Origin of the sequence: Serratia sp. (in: enterobacteria), assembly GCF_051654945.1 — a bacterium.
Taxonomy (GTDB): domain Bacteria; phylum Pseudomonadota; class Gammaproteobacteria; order Enterobacterales; family Enterobacteriaceae; genus Chania.
Window position 1 is genome coordinate 128407 of the sequence record NZ_JBOFZA010000081.1, and the last position, 24155, is coordinate 152561.

Sequence of the window (24155 nt, forward strand, 5' to 3'; positions counted from 1 at the left end):
TACCTCGTTAATGCGAAAGGGTTTTGCCATCAGATAACCCGGCATCTTTGATGATCTGCCGTAGGGTGCCCAATTTCAGATCTTTAACAGGATGAGGCACGGTCACCACCAGCGGTGAGTCGGGATGTTTGAATTGATGGTGGCTGCCTTTGATCCGTTGCAAAACCCAACCCTGTTTTTCGAGTAATGTTATCAGCTCTGAACTTTTCACCTGTTCACCACCTATACTACACACTATACACATTAAATAACAAGGGAATGAATACGGTATCGGGTGTTTTTTGTTCAGGCAATAAAAAACCCCGCATTGTTGCGGGGTTTGCGTAGTCGATCGAAAACCCGTGGTTAACCGATCGTCATCAGGCTGGCGTTGCCCCCGGCGGCGGCGGTGTTGACGCTCAACGAGCGTTCGATCAACAACCGTTCCAGCAGGATATTGGTCTCACCGCGTGCGAAGCCCTGCACCGAGACAATGGCACCGCTGCGCTGGGCGATTTGCTCGCATAGCGTGCGCAACTGATCCGCATCGCCGTGATAGATGGCCGCATCAAACTCGACCTTATCCTGTGCCCAGTCCTTGGTGAAACCGATCCGTGCCTGAACGGCGGCTGGCAAACTACGATACAGCGTGCGCTGCAATTCGGCTTCCGGCCACAGCACCTGGCTACCAACTGCCAGTACGGCGGCCAACTGGTTCAGCGCATCGGCATTGTTGTCTGCCAGACACAGCACGCGTTCGCGTGGTAACAGGGCATACGTGTTGCGTTCCCCGGTAGGGCCTGGCAGTGGGCGTACGGTACCTCCCTGACCCAGTTCGGCGTAAAGCTGTGCCAGAACGGCCAACTCGCGATGATTCTCCGCCACTGCCCATTGCTCCAGAGCTTGGTGCGGTGCGAGCAGTGCAGGGCGCACGGTTGCCTCCAGAGGACGCTCGTTATCCTGGCGGTTCAGCGTACGTTGCACGGCATCCTGTGGGCGGCTGGCCAGCAAACGGTACAGATAGAGCGGGCCACCGGCTTTCGGCCCGGTGCCGGACAGGCCCTCACCGCCAAACGGCTGAACGCCTACCACTGCACCGACCATATTGCGGTTAACGTACAGGTTACCGACCTTGGCGTGGTCGGTCACTCTGGCGATGGTTTCATCGATACGCGTATGGATCCCCAGCGTCAGGCCATAGCCAGAGGCATTGATCTGATCGACCAACGCGCCCAGGTTGGCACGCTGGAAGCGAACCACGTGCAGCACCGGACCAAAGATCTCTTTTTGCAGTTCGTCAAAGCTTTCCAGTTCGATCAGCGTTGGTTTCACAAAGGTACCGCGAGACCACTCCTTCTCGTCATCCCCCAGGCTCTTGGCTGCCTGATAAACCTTGCGGCCTTTGGCACGCATGGCCTGGATATGACGCTCAATACCGGTTTTGGCTTCGGCGTCGATCACCGGGCCAATGTCGGTAGACAGGCGTTCCGGGTTGCCCATGCGGCATTCGGCCATCGCTCCGCGTAGCATTTGCAGAGTGTGTTCCGCCACGTCTTCCTGTACACACAGGATACGTAAGGCAGAACAGCGTTGCCCGGCACTGTCGAAGGCAGAGGCGACGACGTCGGTCACTACCTGTTCGGTCAGGGCGGAAGAGTCGACGATCATCGCGTTCAAACCGCCGGTTTCGGCAATCAGCGGAGTCGGACGGCCTTGAGGATCCAGGCGGCCTGCGATGTTGCGTTGCAGAATGCCCGCCACGTCAGTCGAGCCGGTGAACATCACGCCGCGTACGCGAGCATCGTTGACCAAGAGGGAGCCAACGGTTTCACCTTGGCCAGGCAGCAGTTGCAACACGCCCTGAGGAATACCAGCCTCCAGCAGGATGCGTACCGCCTGGGCTGCGACCAACGGCGTCTGCTCGGCAGGTTTTGCCAGCACGCTGTTACCCGCAGCAAGGGCGGCGGCAACCTGACCGGTAAAGATGGCCAGCGGGAAGTTCCACGGGCTGATACAGACTACCAGGCCTAACGGACGATGGCTGTCGTTGGCGAAATCGTCGCGCACCTGACCCGCATAGTAATGCAGGAAATCAACGGCTTCGCGTACCTCGGAAATGGCGTTATTGAAGGTTTTACCCGCTTCGCGCACCAGGATCCCCAGCAGGCTTTGCAGCTGGCTCTCCATCAACTCTGCTGCACGTTCCAGAATGGCGGCACGTTCGGCTGGAGGGGTAGCAAACCAGATCGGCCCGGCAGCGGCGGCGGCGTCTAATGCCCGGCTGACTTCACCTTCGGTGGTTTCACGCACGTAACCGACAATGTCACTCGGTTCGGCAGGGTTGATCACCGGTTGCTCCACCCCTTGATCCAACGCGGCATCGATGATCGGCTCTGCGCGCCACTGCTGCGTGGCGCTGGTGAGCAGGGCACTGGACAACGAAGCCAATCGTTGTTCGTTAGAGAGATCCAGCCCGCTGGAGTTGACGCGTTTTTCACCGTACAGCTCACGCGGCAACGGAATGCGCGGATGCGGTAAACCGATACGACCTTCGCTGGCGGCCATGGCCTCAACTGCGCTGACCGGGTCGGCCACCAGTTCGTCCAGCGGCAGGGTGGCATCGGCAATACGGTTAACGAAGGAGGTATTGGCCCCGTTTTCCAACAGACGGCGTACCAGATAGGCCAACAGCGTTTCATGCGTGCCGACCGGCGCATAAATACGGCAAGGGCGGTTGAGCTTGCCATCGGCCACTTTACCTACCACTTGCTCGTACAGCGGTTCTCCCATACCGTGCAGGCACTGGAATTCGTACTGGCCCGGATAGTAGTTATTGCCCGCCAGATGATAGATGGCGCTCAGGGTGTGGGCGTTATGGGTGGCAAACTGCGGGTAAATCAGGTTCGGTACCGCCAGCAGCTTGCGGGCGCAGGCCAGATAGGAAACGTCGGTGTACACCTTGCGGGTATACACCGGGTAGCCTTCCAGGCCATCCATCTGGGCGCGCTTGATTTCGCTGTCCCAGTAGGCGCCTTTTACCAGGCGGATCATCAGGCGACGGCGGCTGCGGCTGGCCATATCGATCACCGCATCGATGGCGAACGGGCAGCGCTTCTGGTAAGCCTGGATCACAAAGCCGATGCCGTTCCAACCGGCCAACTGCGGCTCAAAGCACAGCTTTTCCAACAGGTCGAGAGAGATCTCCAGGCGATCGGCTTCTTCGGCATCGATATTGATGCCGATATCGTATTGGCGTGCCTGCAACGTCAGAGATAACAGGCGCGGATAGAGTTCTTCCATCACGCGATCGTACTGAGCGCGACTATAACGTGGGTGCAGCGCCGAGAGTTTGATCGAGATGCCGGGGCCTTCATAGATGCCACGGCCATTGGAAGCTTTACCGATGGCGTGGATCGCTTGCTGATAGGAAACCAGATACGCCTGCGCATCGGCTTCGGTCAGTGCAGCTTCACCCAACATGTCGTAAGAGTAGCGGAAACCTTTATCTTCCAGCTTGCGCGCGTTGGCCAGCGCTTCGGCGATGGTTTCACCGGTCACAAACTGCTCGCCCATCAGGCGCATCGCCATATCGACCCCTTTACGGATCAACGGCTCGCCACGTTTACCGATGATGCGGTTCAGTGAGTTGGAAAGATTGGCTTCATTATGGGTAGACACCAGCTTGCCGGTGAACAGCAGGCCCCAGGTCGCGGCGTTGACAAACAGCGAAGGGCTGCGGCCGAGGTGAGAGTGCCAGTTACCGTTGCTGATCTTGTCGCGGATTAACGCATCGCGCGTTGGTTTGTCTGGAATACGCAGCAGCGCTTCGGCCAGACACATCAGAGCCACCCCTTCCTGAGAAGAGAGTGAGAACTCCTGTAGCAACCCTTGCACCATACCGGCACGGCCGTTGGCGCTCTTCTGGTTACGCAGCTTTTCGGCAATGCCATAGGCCAATTTATGAGTAGCCTGCGCCAGATCGGCGGGTAAACGCGCCTGCTCGAGCAGCATCGGCACGACTTCGGTTTCCGGGCGACGGTAAGCGGCGGTGATGGCCGCACGATTTACAGACTGTGGCAGGATCTGTTCGGCAAACTCCAGGAACGGCTGATGGGACTCTTCAGGCACCTGTGGCGTAACCTCCTCCACGTCTTCTGCCTGGCTGGCAGCGGCCAACGTCGGAATTTCTGGCAGATCGGAACCGCTCTCCAGACGTTCAAGATAATTGAAAATAGCCTGCTTGATTAACCAGTGCGGCGTGCGGTCAATCCGTTGTGCTGCGCTCTTGATGCGATCGCGGGTTGCTTCATCGAGCTTTACGCCCATTGTGGTAGTGCCCATGCCAATCCAGCTCCTGTGTTTGGAACCCCTGCCAATCGGCCAGATCGGGGGCGTTCCGTAGAGTAATGAGGTTATTGATGCCGACAATATCCTGCATGTTGCAACTTTGTGCAACCTTGTTAAATCTGGCCGATTACGAATTGTGACTTCACGCGGTTTTTTAACATCCTGCAATCCAGAGATTTCAGGCTTTGACACAGGATTTTGGTCAGTAAAGCGACAATTTCCCTGTATAAATCAGGGTTAAGTAAGAGGTGCAACTCATTCCGGGCTGGAAGTGTGCAACCGTGACAGGGAATAAGTGTGACCTGGGGTGAGTTTTGTGTGAGTTTATTGTTAAATGTCTTGTTGGTTATTGACCGCGTCATCTAGGATAGCCAGCGTTCAGATCATGATGGGTTCAACCACTGTTTGCCCGCCGTCATCGCAATGCGCCCCGTTCCGGCGTTTTGGCGGGTGAAATTACTGACATAAAAATACCCGATAACTTTCAACAAGCTGCCCATGACGCGGTGGCCTGAAAGGGGAAAGGGAATAAAAAATGGAGAGTTTAAGATAAATGAACACACCTATGCTGGTGACCTTCGTGGTCTACATTCTTGGGATGGTGGTAATTGGGCTGCTAGCCTACCGGGCTACCAACAACTTCGACGATTACATTCTGGGTGGCCGTAGCCTGGGTAGCGTAGTCACTGCGCTCTCCGCCGGCGCCTCCGACATGAGCGGCTGGCTGCTGATGGGCTTGCCGGGCGCGATTTTCCTCTCCGGCATTTCGGAGAGCTGGATCGCCATCGGGCTGACCATCGGGGCTTACCTGAACTGGAAGCTGGTGGCGGGGCGGTTGCGCGTGCATACCGAAGCCAACAACAATGCCTTGACGCTGCCGGATTACTTCACCAGCCGCTTTGAAGATAACAGCAAACTGCTGCGGGTGATTTCCGCCATCGTGATCCTGGTGTTCTTCACCATCTACTGCGCTTCCGGCATTGTGGCGGGGGCGCGTCTGTTTGAAAGCACCTTCGGCATGACTTACGCCACTGCGCTGTGGGCCGGGGCGGCCGCTACCATCCTGTATACCTTTATCGGCGGGTTCCTGGCAGTAAGCTGGACCGATACCGTGCAGGCCAGCCTGATGATTTTTGCGCTGATCCTGACGCCGGTGATTGTGATCTTGGCCGTGGGCGGCATCGACAGCTCAATGCTGGTGATCGCGGCGAAAAACCCGGCCAATCTGGATATGATGAAAGGGCTGAATCTGGTGGCGATCCTGTCGTTGCTGGGCTGGGGTCTGGGCTACTTCGGTCAGCCGCATATCCTGGCGCGCTTTATGGCGGCAGACTCCCATCGCACTATTCGTAGCGCGCGCCGCATCAGCATGACCTGGATGATCCTCTGCCTGGCTGGGACTATCGCGGTGGGCTTCTTCGGCATCGCCTACTTTGCCAACAATCCGGAGCAGGCGGGCAACGTTTCGCAAAACGGCGAGCGGGTGTTTATCGAACTGGCCATGCTGCTGTTCAACCCGTGGATTGCCGGGATCTTGCTGTCGGCCATTCTGGCGGCGGTAATGAGTACCCTGAGCTGCCAACTGCTGGTGTGTTCAAGTGCCATCACCGAAGATTTGTACAAAGCCTTCCTGCGCAAAAATGCCAGCCAGCGTGAGCTGGTGTGGGTAGGGCGCGCGATGGTGCTGGTGGTCGCGTTGGTAGCGATTGCCCTGGCGGCAAACCCGGAGAACCGCGTGCTGGGGCTGGTAAGCTATGCCTGGGCTGGTTTTGGTGCCGCATTTGGTCCGGTGGTACTGATCTCGGTGATGTGGTCGCGTATGACCCGTAACGGTGCGCTGGCCGGTATGCTGGTGGGAGCGATCACCGTGATCGTCTGGAAGCAGTATGCCTGGCTGGATCTGTATGAAATCATCCCTGGGTTCGTATTTGGCAGTATCGCCATCGTGTTGGTCAGCCTGATGGGTCGCCAACCTTCGGCCACCATCACCAAGCGTTTTGATCTGGCAGAAGCCGAGTTTAAAACGGTCTAAATTCGCCTACATCTCTCCCTGTTAAAGCGGGGAGAGATCCTCTTCGCCCCTCACTCTTCTCACCAAGCTGTAACAACTAGCGACATTTGATTAATAAAAATCACACTTCCGCCTCTTGTTTTTCTTTTCAGTAGAATGATAATCACTATCGTTCTGGTTTACTTTTCTTTACATAGCCGTGGCCTCGGTCGATCCAGCGCCAGCGGCTGACTGCAAGCGCCTTTTCAGGGGTTAATATTCTATGTTTGTTCCTTTCCTTATCATGTTCCGTGAGGGGCTGGAGGCTGCGCTGATCGTCAGTTTGATCGCCAGCTATCTGAAGCGGACTCAACGCGGTCAATGGCTTGGTGTGGTATGGATTGGGGTGATCGTCGCCGTGGCGCTGTGCCTGGCGCTAGGGATCTTCATCAATGAAACCACCGGCGAGTTCCCGCAAAAACAGCAAGAGCTGTTCGAAGGGCTGGTGGCGGTGGTGGCGGTATGCATCCTGACCTATATGGTGTTCTGGATGCGCAAGGTTTCCCGCTCGGTGAAGGTGCATCTTGAAGGAGCGATCGATAACGCGCTCAACTCGGGCAAGAGGCAAGGCTGGGCATTAGTGGCAATGGTGTTTTTTGCCGTCGCTCGTGAAGGGTTGGAGTCGGTGTTCTTCCTGTTGGCTGCGTTCCAGCAGGACGTGGGTATTGCCGCGCCAATCGGTGCGATGCTCGGCCTGGCGTGCGCCATCGTGGTTGGCATGCTGATCTATTGGGGCGGCATCAAGCTGCACCTGGCCAAATTCTTCAAATGGACCAGCCTGTTTATCCTGTTTGTGGCTGCGGGCCTGGCAGCCGGGGCGATCCGCGCCTTCCACGAGGCCGGGCTGTGGAACCACTTCCAGGATATCGCTTTCGACTTCAGCAACCAGCTATCTACGCATTCACTGCTGGGCACCCTGTTAGAAGGGATGTTCGGCTATCAGGAAGCGCCATCGGTCAGTGAAGTCGCGGTCTATTTCCTGTATCTGATCCCTGCTCTGATTTTCTTTTTCCTGCCGCAGCGTACGGAGTCCTCAGCGATCCCGGTGCAGCGCAAGACTCCTCACTAATTTAATAGGGAATACCGTATGTCTACTCCGTTATTTCGCCGCAAGGCGTTGCACGCTGCATTACTGGCCGTTCCCGCTTTCGCGCTGAGCCTCAACGCGCTGGCGGCGGATGTCCCACAGGTTAAAGTGACCGTTAACGACAAACAGTGCGAGCCGATGCAGCTGACTCTGCCTGCCGGTAAAACCCAGTTCGTGGTGAAGAACACCAGCCAGAAAAACCTTGAGTGGGAAATCCTCAAAGGGGTGATGGTGGTCGAAGAGCGTGAAAACATCGCGCCGGGCTTCACCCAGAAAATGACCGCGAACCTGGAACCGGGCGAATATGACATGACTTGCGGGCTGCTGAGCAACCCTAAAGGCAAGCTTGTCGTCACGGCGGCGGCCGGTGCAGCAACCGATGGTAAGCCTAACGCGATGGATCTGGTTGGCCCCATTGCCGAATATAAGGTTTATGTCACCAAGGAAGTTGAAGGGCTGGTCAAGCAGACCAAGCTGTTCACCGATGCGATTAAAGCCGGTGACGTGGCCCTGGCGCGTAAGCTTTATGCGCCAACGCGTCAGCACTATGAGCGTATCGAACCGATTGCCGAGCTGTTCTCCGATCTGGACGGCAGCATCGACGCCCGTGAAGACGATTATGAGAAGAAAGCCGAAGATCCGAAATTCACCGGTTTCCACCGCCTGGAGAAAGTGCTGTTTGCCGACAACACCACCAAAGGCATGAATGAGTATGCCGACGGTCTGTACCAAGACACGCTGGAATTGCAAAAACGCATCTCTGAGCTGACTTTCCCACCAAGCAAGGTAGTGGGTGGTGCGGCGGGCCTGATTGAAGAAGTGGCGGCCAGCAAGATCAGCGGTGAAGAAGATCGCTACAGCCGTACCGACCTGTGGGACTTCCAGGCTAACGTCGATGGCGCACAGAAGATTGTGAACCTGCTGCGCCCGCTGTTGGCAAAGGCCAATCAGCCACTGCTGGCGAAGATCGACGCCAACTTTAAAACCGTGGATACCATCCTGGCCAAGTATAAAACTCCACACGGTTATGAATCCTACGAGAAGCTGACCACGGCGGATCGTAACGCGATGAAAGGGCCGATCACCACGTTGGCAGAAGACTTGTCACAGCTGCGTGGCGTGCTGGGTCTGGATTAAGGCAGAGCATAATGAATCACAAGACCGGCCCGCATAACGGGCCGTTTCCTCAGGATAAGCAGGCCGCTTTGCCATCGCGCAGGCGGCTGTTGCAAGGTTTGGGCATGATGGGCGGAGCTTTGGCGTTGGCGGGGCCTTCGCTGGCCCGGGCTGCTGAAGAGCAGCTGGCTACCTCGCAGGACGAACGCTGGCAAAAACAGCCGTTCTACGGCCAGCATCAAGCCGGGATCCTGACGCCGCAGCAGGCGGCCATGATGCTGGTGGCTTTCGACGTGCTGGCGACCAACAAGCAGGATCTTGAACGACTGTTTCGCCTGCTGACCAACCGTATCGCATTCCTCACCAGTGGTGGTAAGGCACCGGAGGTCGATCCCAAGCTGCCACCGTTGGATTCGGGCATCATGGGGCCGGAAATCTACCCCGATAATCTGACCATTACCGTTTCCGTCGGCACCTCGCTGTTTGATGAGCGCTTTGGTTTACAGGCGCAGAAGCCGCTGCATCTGCAAACCATGACGCGTTTTCCCAACGATTCACTCGATGCTTCCCTGTGTCATGGTGATTTGCTGCTGCAAATTTGTGCCAATACCAATGAAACGGTGATCCACGCGCTGCGCGATATCATCAAGCATTCGCCGGATCTACTCAGCGTACGTTGGAAGCGGGAAGGTTTTATCTCGGCACACTCGGCACGTAGCCGGGGCAAAGAAACGCCGATTAACCTGCTGGGCTTCAAAGACGGTACGGCCAACCCAAAAACCAGCGATAAGCCGTTAATGGACCAGGTGGTGTGGGTCGGTGCTAAGGCAGGGGAGCCAGCCTGGGCCGTCGGTGGCAGCTATCAGGCCGCACGTATCATTCGTTTCCACGTCGAATTTTGGGATCGTACGCCATTGCAGGAGCAGCAAACCATTTTCGGTCGTGAAAAACACAGCGGTGCGCCGCTGGGGATGAAACACGAACACGACGAACCGGATTATGCCAAGGATCCGGAAGGCAGGCAGATCAAAATGGATGCCCATATTCGGTTGGCTAACCCACGTACGCCGCAAACCCAGAGCAGCCTGATGCTGCGCCGTGGTTACAGCTATTCATTGGGTGTCTCCAATTCTGGCCAGTTGGAAATGGGCCTGCTGTTTGTCTGTTACCAGGCCGATCTGGAGCAGGGCTTCCTGACGGTGCAAAAACGGTTGAACGGCGAAGCGCTGGAGGAATACGTCAAGCCCATCGGCGGCGGGTATTTCTTTGTGCTACCGGGTGCCAAGAGCAGTGGTGATTATTTGGCCAGCGGCTTGTTGCAGGCTTGAGACGTTAAAACTGCCGGTAAGAACAAGAAGCGTAGCGCAAAGGCTGCGCTTTTTTTGTTTGCTCAAATTTTAATCCGGAAACCTGAATGTCATTCGGCGATGTGAATATTAACTAGTTGATATTTATTAATAAAATAATTTAATGCCAAGTCATTTACGCTTTGATATAGTGGTGTTGCAGCGAGTTAAAACAAAAAATATTAAAAATTTTTACATTTTAGCAACGCGGCGCGGTTGAATGTCATTATACTGTAATCATCTGGCGGTAGTTTTCACACGGTGCACAGCTCAATGCTGTAAATATCACTGCGGGGATCGCTAATGGTAAAGTCCTTGGTTGGGCTACAAAGAACAAATAACAGACCTTCCCTGATTTCTCGTTGTAACGAGGGTTCTCTCTACGACTCTCAATTTCTGACCGACTCTTGGCTTTCCTTGCGCATTAATCCGGCTGACACACACTCCTGTTTTACACAAATCACATTTTCCTGTGAACGGCTGTTCACGTCATCCAATGGCTTTAAAGGGGCCACAACCTAATACGTGTGTAACATAATCGCGCGGTTTTCGACTGCCGTTGCGGTAGGTGAAACAAACTGTAAGGTGCCACTATGGGAAGACAGAAAGCAGTGATCAAAGCACGTCGTGAAGCCAAACGCGTCATTCGTCGTGACGCACGTAGTCATCGCCAGCGTGAAGAAGAAAGCGTGACCTCGCTGGTACAAATGGGTGGTGTGGAATCTATCGGCATGGCGCGTGACAGCCGGGATACTTCTACCATCGAGGCTAGAACCGAAGCTCAAGGTCATTACTTATCAGCCATAGAAAACAAGCTGTTGATATTTGCCACTGGTGAAGCCGGCTGCGGCAAAACCTTCATCAGTGCTGCCAAGGCAGCTGAAGCCCTGATACATAAAGAGGTGGATCGGATTATCGTTACCCGTCCGGTTCTGCAGGCGGATGAAGATCTCGGCTTTTTGCCGGGGGATATCTCTGAGAAGTTCGCCCCTTATTTCCGGCCGGTGTATGACATTCTGCTACGCCGTTTAGGATCGTCGTTTTTGCAATACTGCCTGCGCCCGGAAATCGGCAAGGTTGAAATAGCGCCTTTCGCTTATATGCGTGGGCGTACCTTCGAAAATGCGGTGGTCATTCTGGACGAGGCGCAAAACGTCACGGCCAGCCAGATGAAGATGTTCCTGACCCGCCTGGGCGAGAATGTTACGGTGATCGTTAACGGGGATATTACCCAGTGCGATTTGCCACGCGGCGTGAAATCCGGCCTTAGCGACGCGCTGGAGCGCTTCGAAGAGGACGAGATGGTCGGCATTATTCGCTTCGATAAACAGGACTGTGTGCGCTCTGCGCTGTGCCAGCGCACGCTTAATGCCTACGATTAAGCTTTCTCTATCTCTACAAGGGCCACTTCGGTGGCCTTTTTCACGCCTCAAACTACGGTGAAACCCTTCAAAAAAAATCAGTTAAGACGCGCTATAGGCATCTGTAAACCCTTAAAGACTGCTCGAGTGTGGACACTATGTGGACGCTCTATACATGCTTTCCCCTTTAATGGATTGTAGGCAATCGCATCTTGCAGAAAGTCGGGAGCAAAGTGGGCATAGTTCATGCTCTACTCTATGCGTGCATATCCTGCGCGGGCTAGATTGCGACTGAGGTCCTTCTGGTCTTGCAGGTCAAGCTAAACAAGCAATAAAAATTAAGTATTGATGATGTTTAGTTTATTTGCTTACTCAATGGTTAATAGTTTAAATACTGCGTATTTTTTATAATAAATTGATTTTAAAATAATTAAATGAGTAGCGTGTGGCTCATGGATTTTTGAGTATAGACATAATTATTAATGTATAGTAATACTGCTATTAACAGGGATAAGGCTGAACCTGACGGGAGTTAGAGCGATGACAACAAGGGCAGACATAGAAAAAGGTCGATTAATCTATACTGAGCATCTTGGGTGGATTGATAAAGGGCATGCTCAAGGTGGGGATGCCAGAGCGCTATGGGCACAACTGCTTAGTGAGCCAGCCAATCCCTTGCTAAAAGATTACTTTCTGGTTAACTACTCCCAGACAATGGGCGGGAAATATGTTGGCGTCAATGTCCGTACTGGCATTCGTGCACAATGGAAAGTAAAGAAGGGACTGTCGATAGAGACCAAACGTTCCATTGCGCTTTCCATGATGTTCTATGTTTCGCTAAAGTTCGAAGGGTTGCAATCAAATGCTTTGTTTTCCCGTGTAACTGACAGTGGCTTCAGTTGTGAAGACTTGGTGTCAAATCTGCTAGGTTTTTACTCCGTTGTTCTTCCTCGTAACTACATGGCACTCATTCGCCCAAAACCAAAGGAATATGCACGGAAGATATGGGATTATTACGGTCCTGTTGGGCGGTATAAAAACAATGAGTTAAAAGCGATTATTTTCCCTGACCCTGAACGGTTTCCCAATAATGCCTACCCTTATAAAAAGGGGCTTCCATCCTATCTTTGTTCTATCAAACCATTTTCTTCTTATGAGAATGATTTGGTCATCAATACAATTGATGCTAGCATGATATTGGGGCTGAAATGAAAACGATGCTAGCTTTTATCACAATAGTGTTTTCTGCTTTTTGCTACTTTGCTTGGTTATATACTATGCCTAACATCACTTACACCGATAAAGATCTCTTTAAATACTATCTTCTGACGTTTTCGGAAATAAAGAATGCTCCAAGATTGTCAGAGGATTATTACTTTGAGTATGGACCCAGTGATGAGTCTGACCCGCAGGAAAGTATCATGTACACCTGTGGGGTAAGCAATATCGATGAAGGCTATGCCAAGTTACTTTCATATGTTAAAGGTACGGGAAAAACTTTCAGTACAGGATATACTTGGGACAATCCTCCCAAGCGTGGTGATGAGTATTTTTTTCTGAGCAGGACGAGCCTACGGGGAGGGGAAGAGTGCTTAATCTTATCCTTCTCTAAGGAAGCGAAATAACAGCTAATTCCGGATGGCGGATATTGTAATAGTTAACTTTAAGGAAACCATTATGGCAAACCTGATTTATTTAACAGTAAAAGGGCGTACACAGGGTTTGATTTCCGCTGGGTGCTCGACCTATGCCTCGATAGGCAACAGGTATCAGGCAGGGCATGAGGATGAAATTTTTGTTTTCTCATTTGATCATGACCTTACGCGTGAGCAGAATGTAAACCATCAGCCTATCGATTTTATCAAGGCAATCGATAAGTCATCGCCCCTGTTTGGTATTTCGATCACCAATAATGAGTCACTAACGCTGCGTTTTGATTTTTATCGAACGGCTACCGATGGAACCCTGGAACTATATTACAGCATAGAAATTACGGGCGCGACAATCGTCGGTTTCTCCAGTCATTATCCAAACTCTTTAACCCATAACGATGCCCAACCCTACGAATCGGTTTCAGTGAAATACCAAAGTGTTACCTGGAAACACCATGCGGCAGGAACCTCAGGTTATAGCATTTGGTCTGACAACGTTTATTGAGTGAATCGTCGGCACAATGGCTATAATACTGATAATAATCAACGTAGAAATCATTTAGGAAATGGTCACGGTAGGTATTTATAGCATCGGGAAAACGTGGTGTTGTTAGTTGGTCATTTTTCCAGCTCAGTGTGGGCGACAACCCCAGAGAACTACCACCAGGTTTTGCTGGAACTTTACCTGATTTATAAGGCCATCACTTCGATGGCCTTTTTTAGCAAGAGTTTTTAATAATCCAGACGGATATGAACCTACGAAATAACTCAATAATATCCCAACAACTTCCACCAGGCGAGGCCGACAACAAAGATCAGAATGACATTGATGGTCACTACGCAGAAATTGATTTTATAGAAGCGTGGCCGTTCAAAATAACCCTGAGCAAAGTAGATAGGGCCAGGACCACCGCCATATTCGGTATTTCCCCACATAAGATTACTGAAGATACCAAAGCAGATGGCCACCATCATCGGCGGTGCGCCGGCAGCGATGGCCGTGGCGGCAAACGGAGCATATAGCGCAGCGACATGGCCGGACGCTGTGGCGAACAGATAGTGCACATAAATATACAGCACGCCAAGGATCACAAACGTCTGCATGGCACCAAAACCGCTGATGGAAGTTTGCAACTGGGAGGTCATCCAACTGATAAAACCGAGGCTGGAAAGCCCACCAGCCAGGCTGATGATCACGCTGAACCAAATCACCGTATCCCAGGCGGCCTGATCCTTAAGCAGATCCTTCCAACTTACCGCCTGAGTGGCAAACAGGTAAGCGGCCAGGCCCAGGCCTACTGTGGTCGCGGATAGCCCAGTCAGCAAACTGGTTCCCCAACCTAGCAGTGCCAAGGCAAAACCCAACGCCACTTTTTTCTCAGTGCCGGACATAGCCCCCAACTCGTTCAGAGCACGATGCCCCATCTGTTTGGCTTCAGGCGTCTTTTTAAGCTCTGGATCGAGGATTTTATACACCAGCAGTGGCATTAGCAAAAAACACACCATCGCCGGTACTACGGCAGCAACGAACCAACCGCCCCAGGTAATTTCCACGCCCAGCGAGCTTTTGGCGAGGCTGCCCACCAACGGGTTTGCCGCCATCCCGGTCAGGAAAATAGCACCGGTGATCGGTGTGAACTGGAAGCAAACCATAATCAGAAAATCACCGATTTTTTTACCGCTCACGCCGGGTGCCGAGCCCAGAACTTCATTAATCGAACGGGCGATGGGAAAGATAATTCCCCCCGATCTGGCCGTGACCGATGGCATGGCGGGAGCCATAATCAGATCGGAAACCCCCAGCGAATAGGCAATTCCGAGGCTGCTGCCGCCAAACATCGACAGCATTTTATAGGCGATACGTTTGCCCAGGCCTGATGTTACAAATCCCAGTGAAAGAATATAAGCACAGAAGATCAACCATACCGTACCGCTGGCAAAGCCGGATAAAGCCTGGGCTTCGGTCAGGGTTTTGGTAAAGATCGTCACGCACAGCGCCACCAGCATGACTGCCCCGGAGGGCAGCGGTTGGGTCAATATGGCGGCAATGGTGGCAGCGAAGATGGCAAACATTTGCCAGGCCTGCGGAGTTAATCCTTTTGGCACTGGGCAAAGCCAGATAATCACGCCCAACAATATTGGAATTAGTGCAGCGACAATCTTTTTATTTCTGTTGGATGATTCGGCTGACATAATCATCTCCTTATGAAAGGATTGAGTTTTTTAGCCCTGTTGGGCTGAATGTTTCACTGCCCGATCCACCATCTGCGGTGCCATGCCCAGATAATTGGCCGGGTCAGTGAGTTGTTTAATCAATTCCGGCTCCAGACGGCTGGTAATGGCAGGCATTGCATTGAGGACATCGGCGAGATTTCCGCCGTTTTCATTGACGATGCGGCAGGCGTCGTAAACCACATCATGGGCATCCTGGCGTCCGATATAGGGGGCCAGCCCCATCATCACGGCCTCGGCCACGATCAACCCTTTGGTCATATTCAGGTTTCTTGCCATTGCCGCCTCATCAACAATCAGGCCACCCAACATGAATTTCGCCTGCTTGAGCGCCCCGGCGCTTAGCACAAAACTTTCTGGGATGGCAATCCACTCGGCATGCCACGGGCCGGTAGCACGCTCCAGATCCTGCACCATGGCATCCAGCATCAACCCAGCCTGCTGGCGAACGCCTTTGGCACAGGCCAGCATCAGTTCGCTAGAAATAGGATTGCGTTTTTGTGGCATGGTGCTGCTGGCGCCGCGTCCTTTGACGAACGGTTCATACAGCTCGCCATATTCGTTAGAGGCCATCAGCATCACGTCAAAGGCGATTTTGCCCAGTGAACCGGTGATCAGCCCCAGCAGATTCACGGCCTCGGCAAAGCCGTCACGCGCCACATGCCAGGTGGAAACAGGGGTTCCCAGCCCGAGTTCTTGCATCATGGCGTGCTGGACCTCCAACCCCTTGTCACCCAGCGAAGCCAAAGTCCCTGCTGCCCCGGCAAATTGGCCAACCAACACGCGTGGGCGAGCCTGAGCCAGACGCTCGGCGTGACGATCAAACATGTTGAGCCAGATTGCTGCTTTATAACCGAAAGTGATCGGCAAGGCCTGCTGCAGGTGAGTACGCCCGGCCATTGGGGTTGTTCGGTAGCGTAAAGCCATGTCGGTGAGGATGCTGCGCAATTGGTCAATATCGGTTTCAATCAACTCAAAGGCATCGCGGATTTGCAGTACCACTGCGGTGTCCATAATATCCTGGGTAGTTGCCCCCCAATGAACATACCCGCCCGAGTTTCCAGCCTGCTTTGCTATCTGATGCACCAGTGGCAGAATGGGATAACCCACGATTTCGGTTTCATGGCGAAGTAGTTCAAAGTCCAGTGTATCAGCATTACAGCGAGCACTAATTTCTTCCGCGGCTTCCTGTGGTATCACTCCACAGGCTGCTTGGGCCTTCGCCAAGGCAATCTCTACCTCAACGTACTTGCGAACCAATTCGCGATCATCAAAAATAGCCCGCATTTCCGGGGTGCCGAATGAATCGCGAAACAGAATAGAATCAAGAACATTAGAAGCCATGATGCCTCCCTCAATGGAAGAATAGTGGTAAGGTAAGATCTGTTTCATATGCCATGCGTCGACAATTAGGGGCACAGCGCATTGAGCGAAAATCAAGCGCATGTATGTTTTTGCTGTGCTGACAGGCTCAAATGTCCGTACATTTCATATGTCCGGACAATATATAATGTCCGGACATTAAGTCGGGTTATTTAGTTTTGGTTTTGTGATACGGATCAGGAAATTTTTGCCGGGAGCCAGGGGTAGAGAGCTATGAAAGAATCGCTTTACAAACGTATTGCACGCGAACTGGTTGAAAGTATTGCGTCGGGTCAATATCCGGTAGGCGCGTTATTGCCCCCTGAAATGGAGTTATGCGAGCTGTATCAGGTTAGTCGTCATACGATCCGCGAAGCGCTGCGTGATATCACCGAACAGGGGTTGATCGTCAGACGTAAGGGGATTGGCACGATAGTGGCGGAGAAAAAGTCGAACAATGCCCTGAATCACCCCATGGCCTATCTGGAAGATTTGTTTGTTCTCGCCACCAATAACCTGCGAGTGGTTAAAAAAATTGATGAGGTGGTGGTTGATCACGATCTGGCACAGGTGATCGGTTGTTCGCCCGGTTCCCGTTGGCTGCATATTGCCAGTATCCGTGAAGACAGCGAAAAGAAAGATGCGCCGATCTGCTGGACAGACAGTTACACCAGCCCAATCTACGACAAAATACGTCGCTTGGTGCGTAGCGATCCTTACGCCTTGATCAGCGTGTTGATTGAACAGCACTACGGGGTCAAAAGTGAAGAAGTACGCCAGACCATCACGGCCGTGGGAGTGCCTGCCAAAATTGCCAAGGTGCTTGGCGTTGAGCCCGGTTCACCGGCGTTGAAAATTGTTCGCCGGTATGTTGACCGTAACGGTGAAACGTTCGAAACGACTATCTCGATCCACCCGGCGGACAGATACGCCTGTTCGATCGTACTCAGACCACAAGCGTAGAGTGAAACCAGACAATCGTACTATTTTTTATCATAAACAATAGGATAAAGCAGAGGCAATATTATGGATGATATGCAGCATGGATGGCCGAGTGTGGGTAAACCGTGGTTACTGAGCGCAATGCTGCTGATGGGGAGTTTTGCCGCCTCGGTAAGTGCAACGACGCCAGAAAACTACCATCAGGTCTCGCCAGAACTTTACCGCTCTTCACAGCCCTCTGCCTCTCAAATGCATACGCTCGAGCAGCAGGGCATCAAAACCGTACTCAACCTGCGTCAGTGGAATAATGACGATAGCGAAGCCAGAGGCACGGGGCTAATCCTGCGCCGGGTAGCGATCAACGCCGCTGTGATCAATGATGATGTTGTGGTGCGGGCGCTGAGAGAAATTCGTTTTGCCCAGAAACCGGTGTTGGTTCACTGCTGGCACGGTAGCGATCGTACCGGGCTGGTGGTCGCAATGTATCGTCTGGTGTTTGAAAATGCGGCCAAGCCTGCGGCATTGGCCGAGTTGAGAAAGCCGGAGCATGGTTATCATGAAAACTATTATGCCGGGATTGCGCGCTATATTGCCAATGTCGATATCAGCCAGATACGGCAGCGAGTTTTTGCTGATAACCATTTGTAAAAATGAGAGATTTTATAGCAGTTAATAGCATTGGCAGTAGCGATCTTCCCCTCACCCCGACCCTCACTCAAAGGGCGAGGGGACCGAACGTGCCACAGGCAGGCTTTTGCGCCAAGGTTCCAGCCCTGGAAAGCGTCCCAGACAGACTCGTCACCTGACCACAACTGCGGATCTGCTCCCTCTCCTGTGGGAGAGTTGAGGTGAGGGGCGATCTCAATGACCAGACCACTACGCCGTCTCCCATCCTTATTCAGAGCAAATCTCATTCTCGTTTACGCTTTGTGTAAATTAGTGTGGTTTTTTGTATATCATTTAACATTAATAATGTTAATTATTGGTGTCTTCCAGCCGTTAAAACCGAACTTAACGCAGATTTAGGAATTTTTGGGTTGTGCGCAGTGCGCAGTGCTGGGTACACCGACTGTTGTATTTGGGAGCTTTGAAGTCATCATGAAATATATCATTCTGATTCTATTGATTTTATGTGTGATTTACATTCATTATCGCGGCCGCGTTCGTTATCCTTTTTGGCGGCAACTTTCCGACCACTCTACCTTTACCGCGCCGCTGAACGTATTTATGTATCTGTTCTCACGCGTGCCAACCACGCCATATCTGCAACCAGAGCAGTTCCCCGATCTGGTCACGCTGCGCGACAACTGGCAGACCATTCGTGAGGAAGGGCAGCAGCTGATGGCGATCCAGCAAATCAAGGCGTCGGACCAGTTTAACGATGCCGGCTTCAACTCCTTTTTTAAAACCGGATGGAAACGCTTTTACCTGAAATGGTATGAGGATAATCACCCTTCGGCGATGGCGCTATGCCCGCAAACTACCGCGTTGCTACGCAGCATGCCTTCGGTGAAGGCCGCCATGTTTGCCGAATTGCCCCATGGCAGCCGCTTGCCACGCCATCGCGATCCCTATGCCGGTTCATTGCGTTATCACCTGGGGCTGATAACCCCTAACGATGACCGCTGCTTTATTGAGGTGGATGGTGAACGCTACAGCTGGCGTGACGGGGAAGGTGTGATGTTTGATGAAACCTATCTGCACTATGCCGAGAACCAGAGCGGGCAAAACCGGCTGATCCTGTTTTGCGACATCGAACGCCCCATGCGTTATCGTTGGGCGCAGGCGGTGAATCATTGGCTGGGGCGTAATTTGATGAGTGCGGCCACGGCACCGAACGAGGAGGGCGATCGCACCGGCGGCGTCAATCGGGTGTTCAAATATATCTACGCTATCCGTAAGGTTGGCAAACGATTAAAAGCCTGGAACAAGACGGGATATTACCTGATCAAATGGTTGCTGTTTGGCGGGATCGCTGCACTGATTTTCTTCTCCTTATAAAGAGAACGGGGCACAAATCTGCGCCCCGTTGATTGTTTTGTCTGGGATCAGGCAAATATCGTCATCATATAAGCGGCAAACAGCGCCAGATGCGCGGTGCCGTTCAGCACGTTGGTTCTGCCAGTAGAGAACGAGATATGGCACAAGATCAACACCGTCAGCATCACTACCATATGCGGTGCCTGTAGGCCGAAGATCAGCGTCTGGCCGGTCAGGGTAGCAATAATTGTTACCGCTGGCACCGTCAGTGAAATGGTCGCCAGCACTGAGCCGAAGAACAGGTTCATGGCGCGCTGCACCTGATTGTTCAATACCGCACGCAGAGCACCCAGCCCTTCCGGGGACAGGATCAACAACGCAACCAGGAAACCGGTGAACTGGGTTGGCGCGTTGAGCTTGGTGAGCAAGCCCTCAAGCGGATTGGCGTTGAATTTGGTAACGGCAATAACCGCAACCAGATGCACGATCAGCCAGGCCGCGTGCCACAGGCTGCTGTGTGACGAGGGTTTACCGTGGTGCGGGTCACCATCATCATCTTCGTGTTCATAGACAAACAGGCTCTGGTGAGTTTTGGTCTGGATCAGCAGAAACACGCCATACATCGCCGCCGAGATGGCCGCAACCAGCAGAGATTGACCTACGCTGAAATTGCCGCCCGGCAAAGCGCTTGGCAACACCAGCACAATCACCGCCAGCGGGAAAATCGCCATCAGGTACTGTTTGATGCCGCCCAGGTTTACGTACTGGGTGGCAAACTTGCGCCCGCCGAGCAGCAGGGCAACCCCAACCAGTCCGGCAGTCACTATCATGATGATGGAATACAGCGTATCGCGCATCAGAGCCGGGGCCGCGTCGCCGGTTGCCATCAATGCTGAAATCAGACTCACTTCCAGGATCACCACCGACAGGCTGAGGATCAGCGAGCCGTAGGGTTCACCCAGGCGGTGGGCCAGAACGTCGGCATGGCGTACCACGCTGAAGGCACTGCTAAGGATACCAACCAGGGCGATGATGTTGATAGCAACAATAAGTGGGAAACTGCTGGTACCGCTCCATAGGTTAAGCACCACCAGCGCGGCGATAGGAAAAATCAGGGAGTACTCTGTGTGGCGAGATTTGGATCGGCCAGGATCGTTGTGCGACTTCATTACGGTACATCTCCTTCTCAAACTGCGTGGCCCGTCATCGCTGTTCACCTGCAGATAGGGTCAGCGTATCCAGAAAGTTGTTAATAATAATAGGATACACTCTGCGTATGACGCCGAGTAATAATGTGATGTTATGTTTAGTTTTTAGAAAGCAAAACTTTGCTTTATGTGATAAGAGTAACAAAAAAACCGCATTGGATGCGGTTTTATTTACTTACTTTTACGTAAAAAATCAGAGATTACGGCTTAAACGCCTATAAATGGCTTTTAACCGGCGTTTTTCACGCAAAATAAGGCAGATAATGGTGATCAGGAATCAATGTTATCCATGATCTCGTGCCTTTTATGGTGGTAACCCTCTTCATTTAGCCCTTCACGCCAGTAAGGGACGGCATAAAGCTGATTACGATCACATTGCCGCTCCCGACGCAGGTAGCGACGTAGTTCCACCACCAGCCGATCCTCACCAGCCAACCAGAACTGGGTGCCGCTTTGCGGCAGGGGCAGGGTGCAGAATTGGGTGATGAGATCGGGCGTTTTTTCCGTGCCACCAATGATCCAGCTTAGTTCAACGCCGGCAGGTTTTTGCAGCTCGATAACGTCCGCTGGGGTATCGACGCGGATAAAGGCGTGGCCTTCGCTACGTGCAGGCAGGTTTTCCAGCAGTGCGGCGATGGCAGGTAACGAAGAAGGATCGCCTGCCAGGCAGTAAAAATCGGCCGTTGGCAGCATTGGCTTGGGGCCACCAGGATTACTGATACCAATTTTATCCCCTGGCTTGGCCTGGCGCGCAAAGTTCACTGCTGGCCCGCTGTGATCGTGCAGGGCAAACTCAATATCAATCTCACCCTGCTGCGGGCGAACGGCACGAATAGAGTAGGTACGCACTATTGGACGTACGGCATCGGCGGCCCAGACCGGGCCATTCTCGGTGAGCGTCGGCAGGTCTGGTTGCGTTTGATTTGCGAGCGGTAAGAAGACCTTGATATGGGCGGCTGCGGCTTCGGCCGGGTAATAACGCAAGTCTGGCGCGCTGAAGGTAATGCGGCGCAGGTGCGGTGTGATGTCGCGTAAACGGGCGACTTCGATCAAATAGGGGGCGCGGCTGCGTGGGGTTTCGGTTGTCACGGGACTCTCCTTTATCATTCTGCGGGCAGTATATCATGCCATCTGATAATGAGAATTGTTTGCTGGTTGGCATGGCACATCATGCCAAGCGACCTCATCCGGTCGGATTGTATTTTTTTGCGGTTAAAACTCCGCTCTCTGTTAACAAAACACAGGTGAAGAGTAAACTTTTACGTCTATTATTATTATTGCTTGTGGGTACAAATACTTTTTCACATTTAATCTGTGTGGGAACTTGATTGGGGGGCCAGAAAAGAATATGGTCATTATTACATCGGGTAGGTGAAAATAAATACACGCCCGTATCCAAAGCAAATTACAGACACAGTGGCGCAGGGTTTAGGGCAATCCTATTCCCAGGAGGTTGTATTAGGTGTTAACTCGAGATTTTCTGCAAAAAGCAGACTGCAAAACGGCTTTCGGCACCATCGAAGAGTCGCTGTTGCTGACGCCGGAACAGCGCTCGGCCTCACTGACATGTACGCTCTCCAGGCGGCGAGGCAATAGCCCAGTATGGGTTTTTGGCTATGGCTCGCTGATGTGGAACCCGGTATTTGAATCCGAAGAAGTACGCCCGGCGACGCTGCAAGGCTGGCATCGGGCATTTTGTCTGCGTTTAACCGCTGGGCGGGGTACGCTGCATCAGCCTGGGCGCATGCTGGCGCTACAGGAAGGAGGGCAAACCACTGGCCTGGCGTTTCGCCTGCCGGAAGATAAGCTGCGCGAAGAGCTGGAACTGCTGTGGAAGCGCGAGATGATCACCGGTTGCTACCTGCCAACCTGGTGTGACCTGACGCTGGACGACGGCACCGTAGTGACCGCTCTGGTGTTTGTGATGAACCCCCAGCATCCACTGTTTGAAGCGGATACCAGCCATCAGGTGATCGCCCCGTTGATTGCCAGCGCCAGCGGCCCGTTGGGTACTAACGCGCAGTATCTGTTTGCGCTGGATAACGAGCTGAAAAATTACGGTATGAAGGATGACTGCATTGGCGATCTGGTCGGCTATGTACGCCAGTGGTTGCAGCAGAACACCTCGGGGCCAATAGGTGGCGAAGCCACGGCCTAACCCTCCATCACCATCAGGGCGTGGTATTCCGCGCCCAAAAATCATCGCGTTTATATATCTAATCCCTCTAGGTAATAACTTTTTACTGCATAACTCAGTTAACCATAATAAGTTAATGGTTATTTATCTTGTTAATTCATAAGCCATTTATATTTTCACCAACATCAGAGATGAATTTTTAATGATAAAAAATGCACTTAGCATTAAAAGCTATAAGTAAAGCGTATTGCTTATTTGTTCTGCCCGAACAGACTCCGTATCAATATTGTTAACGCTATTGGGGAGAGAAGGGTACGGAATGAATTTTCAGCAATTAAAAATCATTCGTGAGTCAGCGCGTTGCAACTACAACCTGACTGACGTGGCTAATGCATTATTTACCTCGCAATCCGGGGTCAGCCGCCATATTCGCGAACTTGAAGAGGAGCTGGGGATTGAGATATTTATCCGCCGTGGCAAACGATTATTAGGCATGACCGAACCGGGCAAAGAGCTGCTGGTGGTGGCGGAACGTATCCTTAATGATGCCAATAATATCCGCCGCCTGGCCGACGTGTTCAGCAGTAAAGACGCTGGCCAACTGCATATTGCGACCACTCATACCCAGGCCCGCTATAGCCTGCCGGGGGTGATTAAGGAGTTTCGCGCGCTGTATCCACAGGTGCGCGTGGTGCTGAACCAGGGCAGTCCAGAGGAGATTGCCGCCATGCTGGCCTGTGGCGAGGCGGATATCGGTATCGCCAGTGAACGCCTGATGAGCGAAGAGTCATTGGCCGCTTTCCCTTATTACCGCTGGCATCATGCCATCTTGGTGCCGGAGGGCCACGAGCTGACACGCCAACCGCAGGTCACGTTGGAAATGCTCAGTACCTTGCCGTTGATTACCTACCGTCAGGGGATCACCGGGCGCTCACGGCTGGATGCGGCATTTAAGGCCGCAGGGCTGACACCGGATATCGCGCTAAGCGCCCAGGATTCTGACGTTATCAAAACCTACGTCGAGTTGGGGCTGGGGGTGGGCATTCTGGCCGATATGTCGTTTGAAAAAGAGCGCGATCGTGGGTTGGTGAACCTCAATGCCGAACATCTGTTCGAGCCTAATACCGTCTGGCTGGGCCTGAAACGCGGTCAGTTACAACGTAACTATACCTGGCAATTTATCCAGCTATGCAATCCCACCTTGTCGCTCACGGAAATTAAAGAGAAAGTGTTCTCCGACCAGTTGGAGCAGGTCATCGACTATCAGATCTGAGGCTGTTATGCGCCTGAATGGTGCAAGGAATGCCACATCTCTGTGCAAAAGTGAGGCGTAGGTTACAGATTGTACGGCAAGAA

Annotated in this window: 19 protein-coding genes; 13 read left to right on the forward strand and 6 right to left on the reverse strand. The window is 52.8% G+C overall.

The window, feature by feature from the left end; all coding sequences use genetic code 11:
• Positions 1 to 7: 7 nt before the first annotated feature.
• Complete coding sequence (locus ACRDCA_RS17000; protein ID WP_438690594.1) at positions 8 to 211, reverse strand: type II toxin-antitoxin system HicA family toxin; 204 nt, start codon at positions 209 to 211, stop codon at positions 8 to 10.
• Positions 212 to 345: 134 nt separating this feature from the next.
• Positions 346 to 4320: a trifunctional transcriptional regulator/proline dehydrogenase/L-glutamate gamma-semialdehyde dehydrogenase gene (putA, locus tag ACRDCA_RS17005; protein WP_438690595.1), complete on the reverse strand. Its 3975-nt coding sequence runs from the start codon at positions 4318 to 4320 to the stop codon at positions 346 to 348.
• A 559-nt stretch (positions 4321 to 4879) separates the two neighbouring features.
• Between putA and putP the strand changes: the two genes are divergently transcribed.
• The 8 genes from putP (at position 4880) to ACRDCA_RS17045 (ending at position 13443) form a co-directional block, all read left to right on the forward strand.
• The gene (gene putP / locus ACRDCA_RS17010; protein WP_438690596.1) at positions 4880 to 6358 is read left to right on the forward strand and encodes a sodium/proline symporter PutP; all 1479 of its coding nucleotides are present in this window, start codon (positions 4880 to 4882) and stop codon (positions 6356 to 6358) included.
• A 241-nt stretch (positions 6359 to 6599) separates the two neighbouring features.
• Positions 6600 to 7445 carry an iron uptake transporter permease EfeU gene (efeU, locus tag ACRDCA_RS17015; protein WP_438690597.1) on the forward strand — a complete coding sequence of 282 codons (846 nt, stop codon included), beginning with the start codon at positions 6600 to 6602 and terminating at the stop codon, positions 7443 to 7445.
• Between the two features lie 18 nt (positions 7446 to 7463).
• Positions 7464 to 8600, forward strand: coding sequence for an iron uptake system protein EfeO (gene efeO, locus ACRDCA_RS17020; protein WP_438690598.1), 1137 nt, complete (start codon positions 7464 to 7466; stop codon positions 8598 to 8600).
• 11 nt (positions 8601 to 8611) lie between these two features.
• The gene (gene efeB / locus ACRDCA_RS17025) at positions 8612 to 9907 is read left to right on the forward strand and encodes an iron uptake transporter deferrochelatase/peroxidase subunit (RefSeq protein WP_438690599.1); all 1296 of its coding nucleotides are present in this window, start codon (positions 8612 to 8614) and stop codon (positions 9905 to 9907) included.
• 611 nt (positions 9908 to 10518) lie between these two features.
• Positions 10519 to 11307 (forward strand): phosphate starvation-inducible protein PhoH, encoded by a 789-nt coding sequence (phoH, locus tag ACRDCA_RS17030; RefSeq protein ID WP_021180979.1) that lies wholly within the window; start codon positions 10519 to 10521, stop codon positions 11305 to 11307.
• Between the two features lie 519 nt (positions 11308 to 11826).
• Positions 11827 to 12498 (forward strand): hypothetical protein, encoded by a 672-nt coding sequence (locus tag ACRDCA_RS17035; RefSeq protein WP_438690600.1) that lies wholly within the window; start codon positions 11827 to 11829, stop codon positions 12496 to 12498.
• A complete protein-coding gene (locus ACRDCA_RS17040; RefSeq protein ID WP_438690601.1) occupies positions 12495 to 12911 on the forward strand; it encodes a hypothetical protein in 417 nt (138 codons plus the stop codon). The genes ACRDCA_RS17035 and ACRDCA_RS17040 overlap by 4 nt, the downstream gene beginning before the upstream one ends.
• Before the next feature lie 52 nt (positions 12912 to 12963).
• Positions 12964 to 13443, forward strand: a complete 480-nt coding sequence (locus tag ACRDCA_RS17045; protein ID WP_438690602.1) for an Hcp family type VI secretion system effector — start codon at positions 12964 to 12966, stop codon at positions 13441 to 13443.
• A gap of 263 nt (positions 13444 to 13706) precedes the next feature.
• Here ACRDCA_RS17045 and ACRDCA_RS17050 read toward each other — a convergent pair whose 3' ends face one another.
• Together ACRDCA_RS17050 and ACRDCA_RS17055 are read right to left on the reverse strand one after the other, a co-directional pair.
• Complete coding sequence (locus tag ACRDCA_RS17050; RefSeq protein ID WP_438690603.1) at positions 13707 to 15131, reverse strand: DASS family sodium-coupled anion symporter; 1425 nt, start codon at positions 15129 to 15131, stop codon at positions 13707 to 13709.
• A gap of 30 nt (positions 15132 to 15161) precedes the next feature.
• Positions 15162 to 16514, reverse strand: coding sequence for a class-II fumarase/aspartase family protein (locus ACRDCA_RS17055; protein WP_438690604.1), 1353 nt, complete (start codon positions 16512 to 16514; stop codon positions 15162 to 15164).
• A gap of 252 nt (positions 16515 to 16766) precedes the next feature.
• Here ACRDCA_RS17055 and ACRDCA_RS17060 point away from each other — a divergent pair, with 252 nt between their 5' ends.
• The 3 genes from ACRDCA_RS17060 to lpxO all read left to right on the forward strand — a co-directional run bounded on the left by ACRDCA_RS17060 (position 16767) and on the right by lpxO (position 19475).
• Positions 16767 to 17495: a GntR family transcriptional regulator gene (locus ACRDCA_RS17060; protein WP_438690605.1), complete on the forward strand. Its 729-nt coding sequence runs from the start codon at positions 16767 to 16769 to the stop codon at positions 17493 to 17495.
• A 63-nt stretch (positions 17496 to 17558) separates the two neighbouring features.
• The gene (locus ACRDCA_RS17065; protein WP_438690606.1) at positions 17559 to 18122 is read left to right on the forward strand and encodes a phosphatase domain-containing putative toxin; all 564 of its coding nucleotides are present in this window, start codon (positions 17559 to 17561) and stop codon (positions 18120 to 18122) included.
• Between the two features lie 450 nt (positions 18123 to 18572).
• Positions 18573 to 19475, forward strand: a complete 903-nt coding sequence (gene lpxO / locus ACRDCA_RS17070) for a lipid A hydroxylase LpxO (protein ID WP_438690607.1) — start codon at positions 18573 to 18575, stop codon at positions 19473 to 19475.
• 47 nt (positions 19476 to 19522) lie between these two features.
• Here the strand turns inward: lpxO and chaA are convergent, their stop codons facing one another.
• Positions 19523 to 20623: a sodium-potassium/proton antiporter ChaA gene (chaA, locus tag ACRDCA_RS17075; protein ID WP_248947091.1), complete on the reverse strand. Its 1101-nt coding sequence runs from the start codon at positions 20621 to 20623 to the stop codon at positions 19523 to 19525.
• 309 nt (positions 20624 to 20932) lie between these two features.
• The gene (locus ACRDCA_RS17080) at positions 20933 to 21751 is read right to left on the reverse strand and encodes a siderophore-interacting protein (RefSeq protein WP_438690608.1); all 819 of its coding nucleotides are present in this window, start codon (positions 21749 to 21751) and stop codon (positions 20933 to 20935) included.
• A 373-nt stretch (positions 21752 to 22124) separates the two neighbouring features.
• On the opposite strand from ACRDCA_RS17080, the gene ACRDCA_RS17085 reads away from it, so the two are divergent.
• Together ACRDCA_RS17085 and cbl are read left to right on the forward strand one after the other, a co-directional pair.
• On the forward strand, positions 22125 to 22820 hold the full coding sequence (locus ACRDCA_RS17085) for a gamma-glutamylcyclotransferase (protein WP_438690609.1): 696 nt from the start codon (positions 22125 to 22127) through the stop codon (positions 22818 to 22820).
• 298 nt (positions 22821 to 23118) lie between these two features.
• The gene (gene cbl / locus ACRDCA_RS17090) at positions 23119 to 24072 is read left to right on the forward strand and encodes an HTH-type transcriptional regulator Cbl (RefSeq protein ID WP_438690610.1); all 954 of its coding nucleotides are present in this window, start codon (positions 23119 to 23121) and stop codon (positions 24070 to 24072) included.
• The last annotated feature ends 83 nt before the right edge of the window (positions 24073 to 24155 follow it).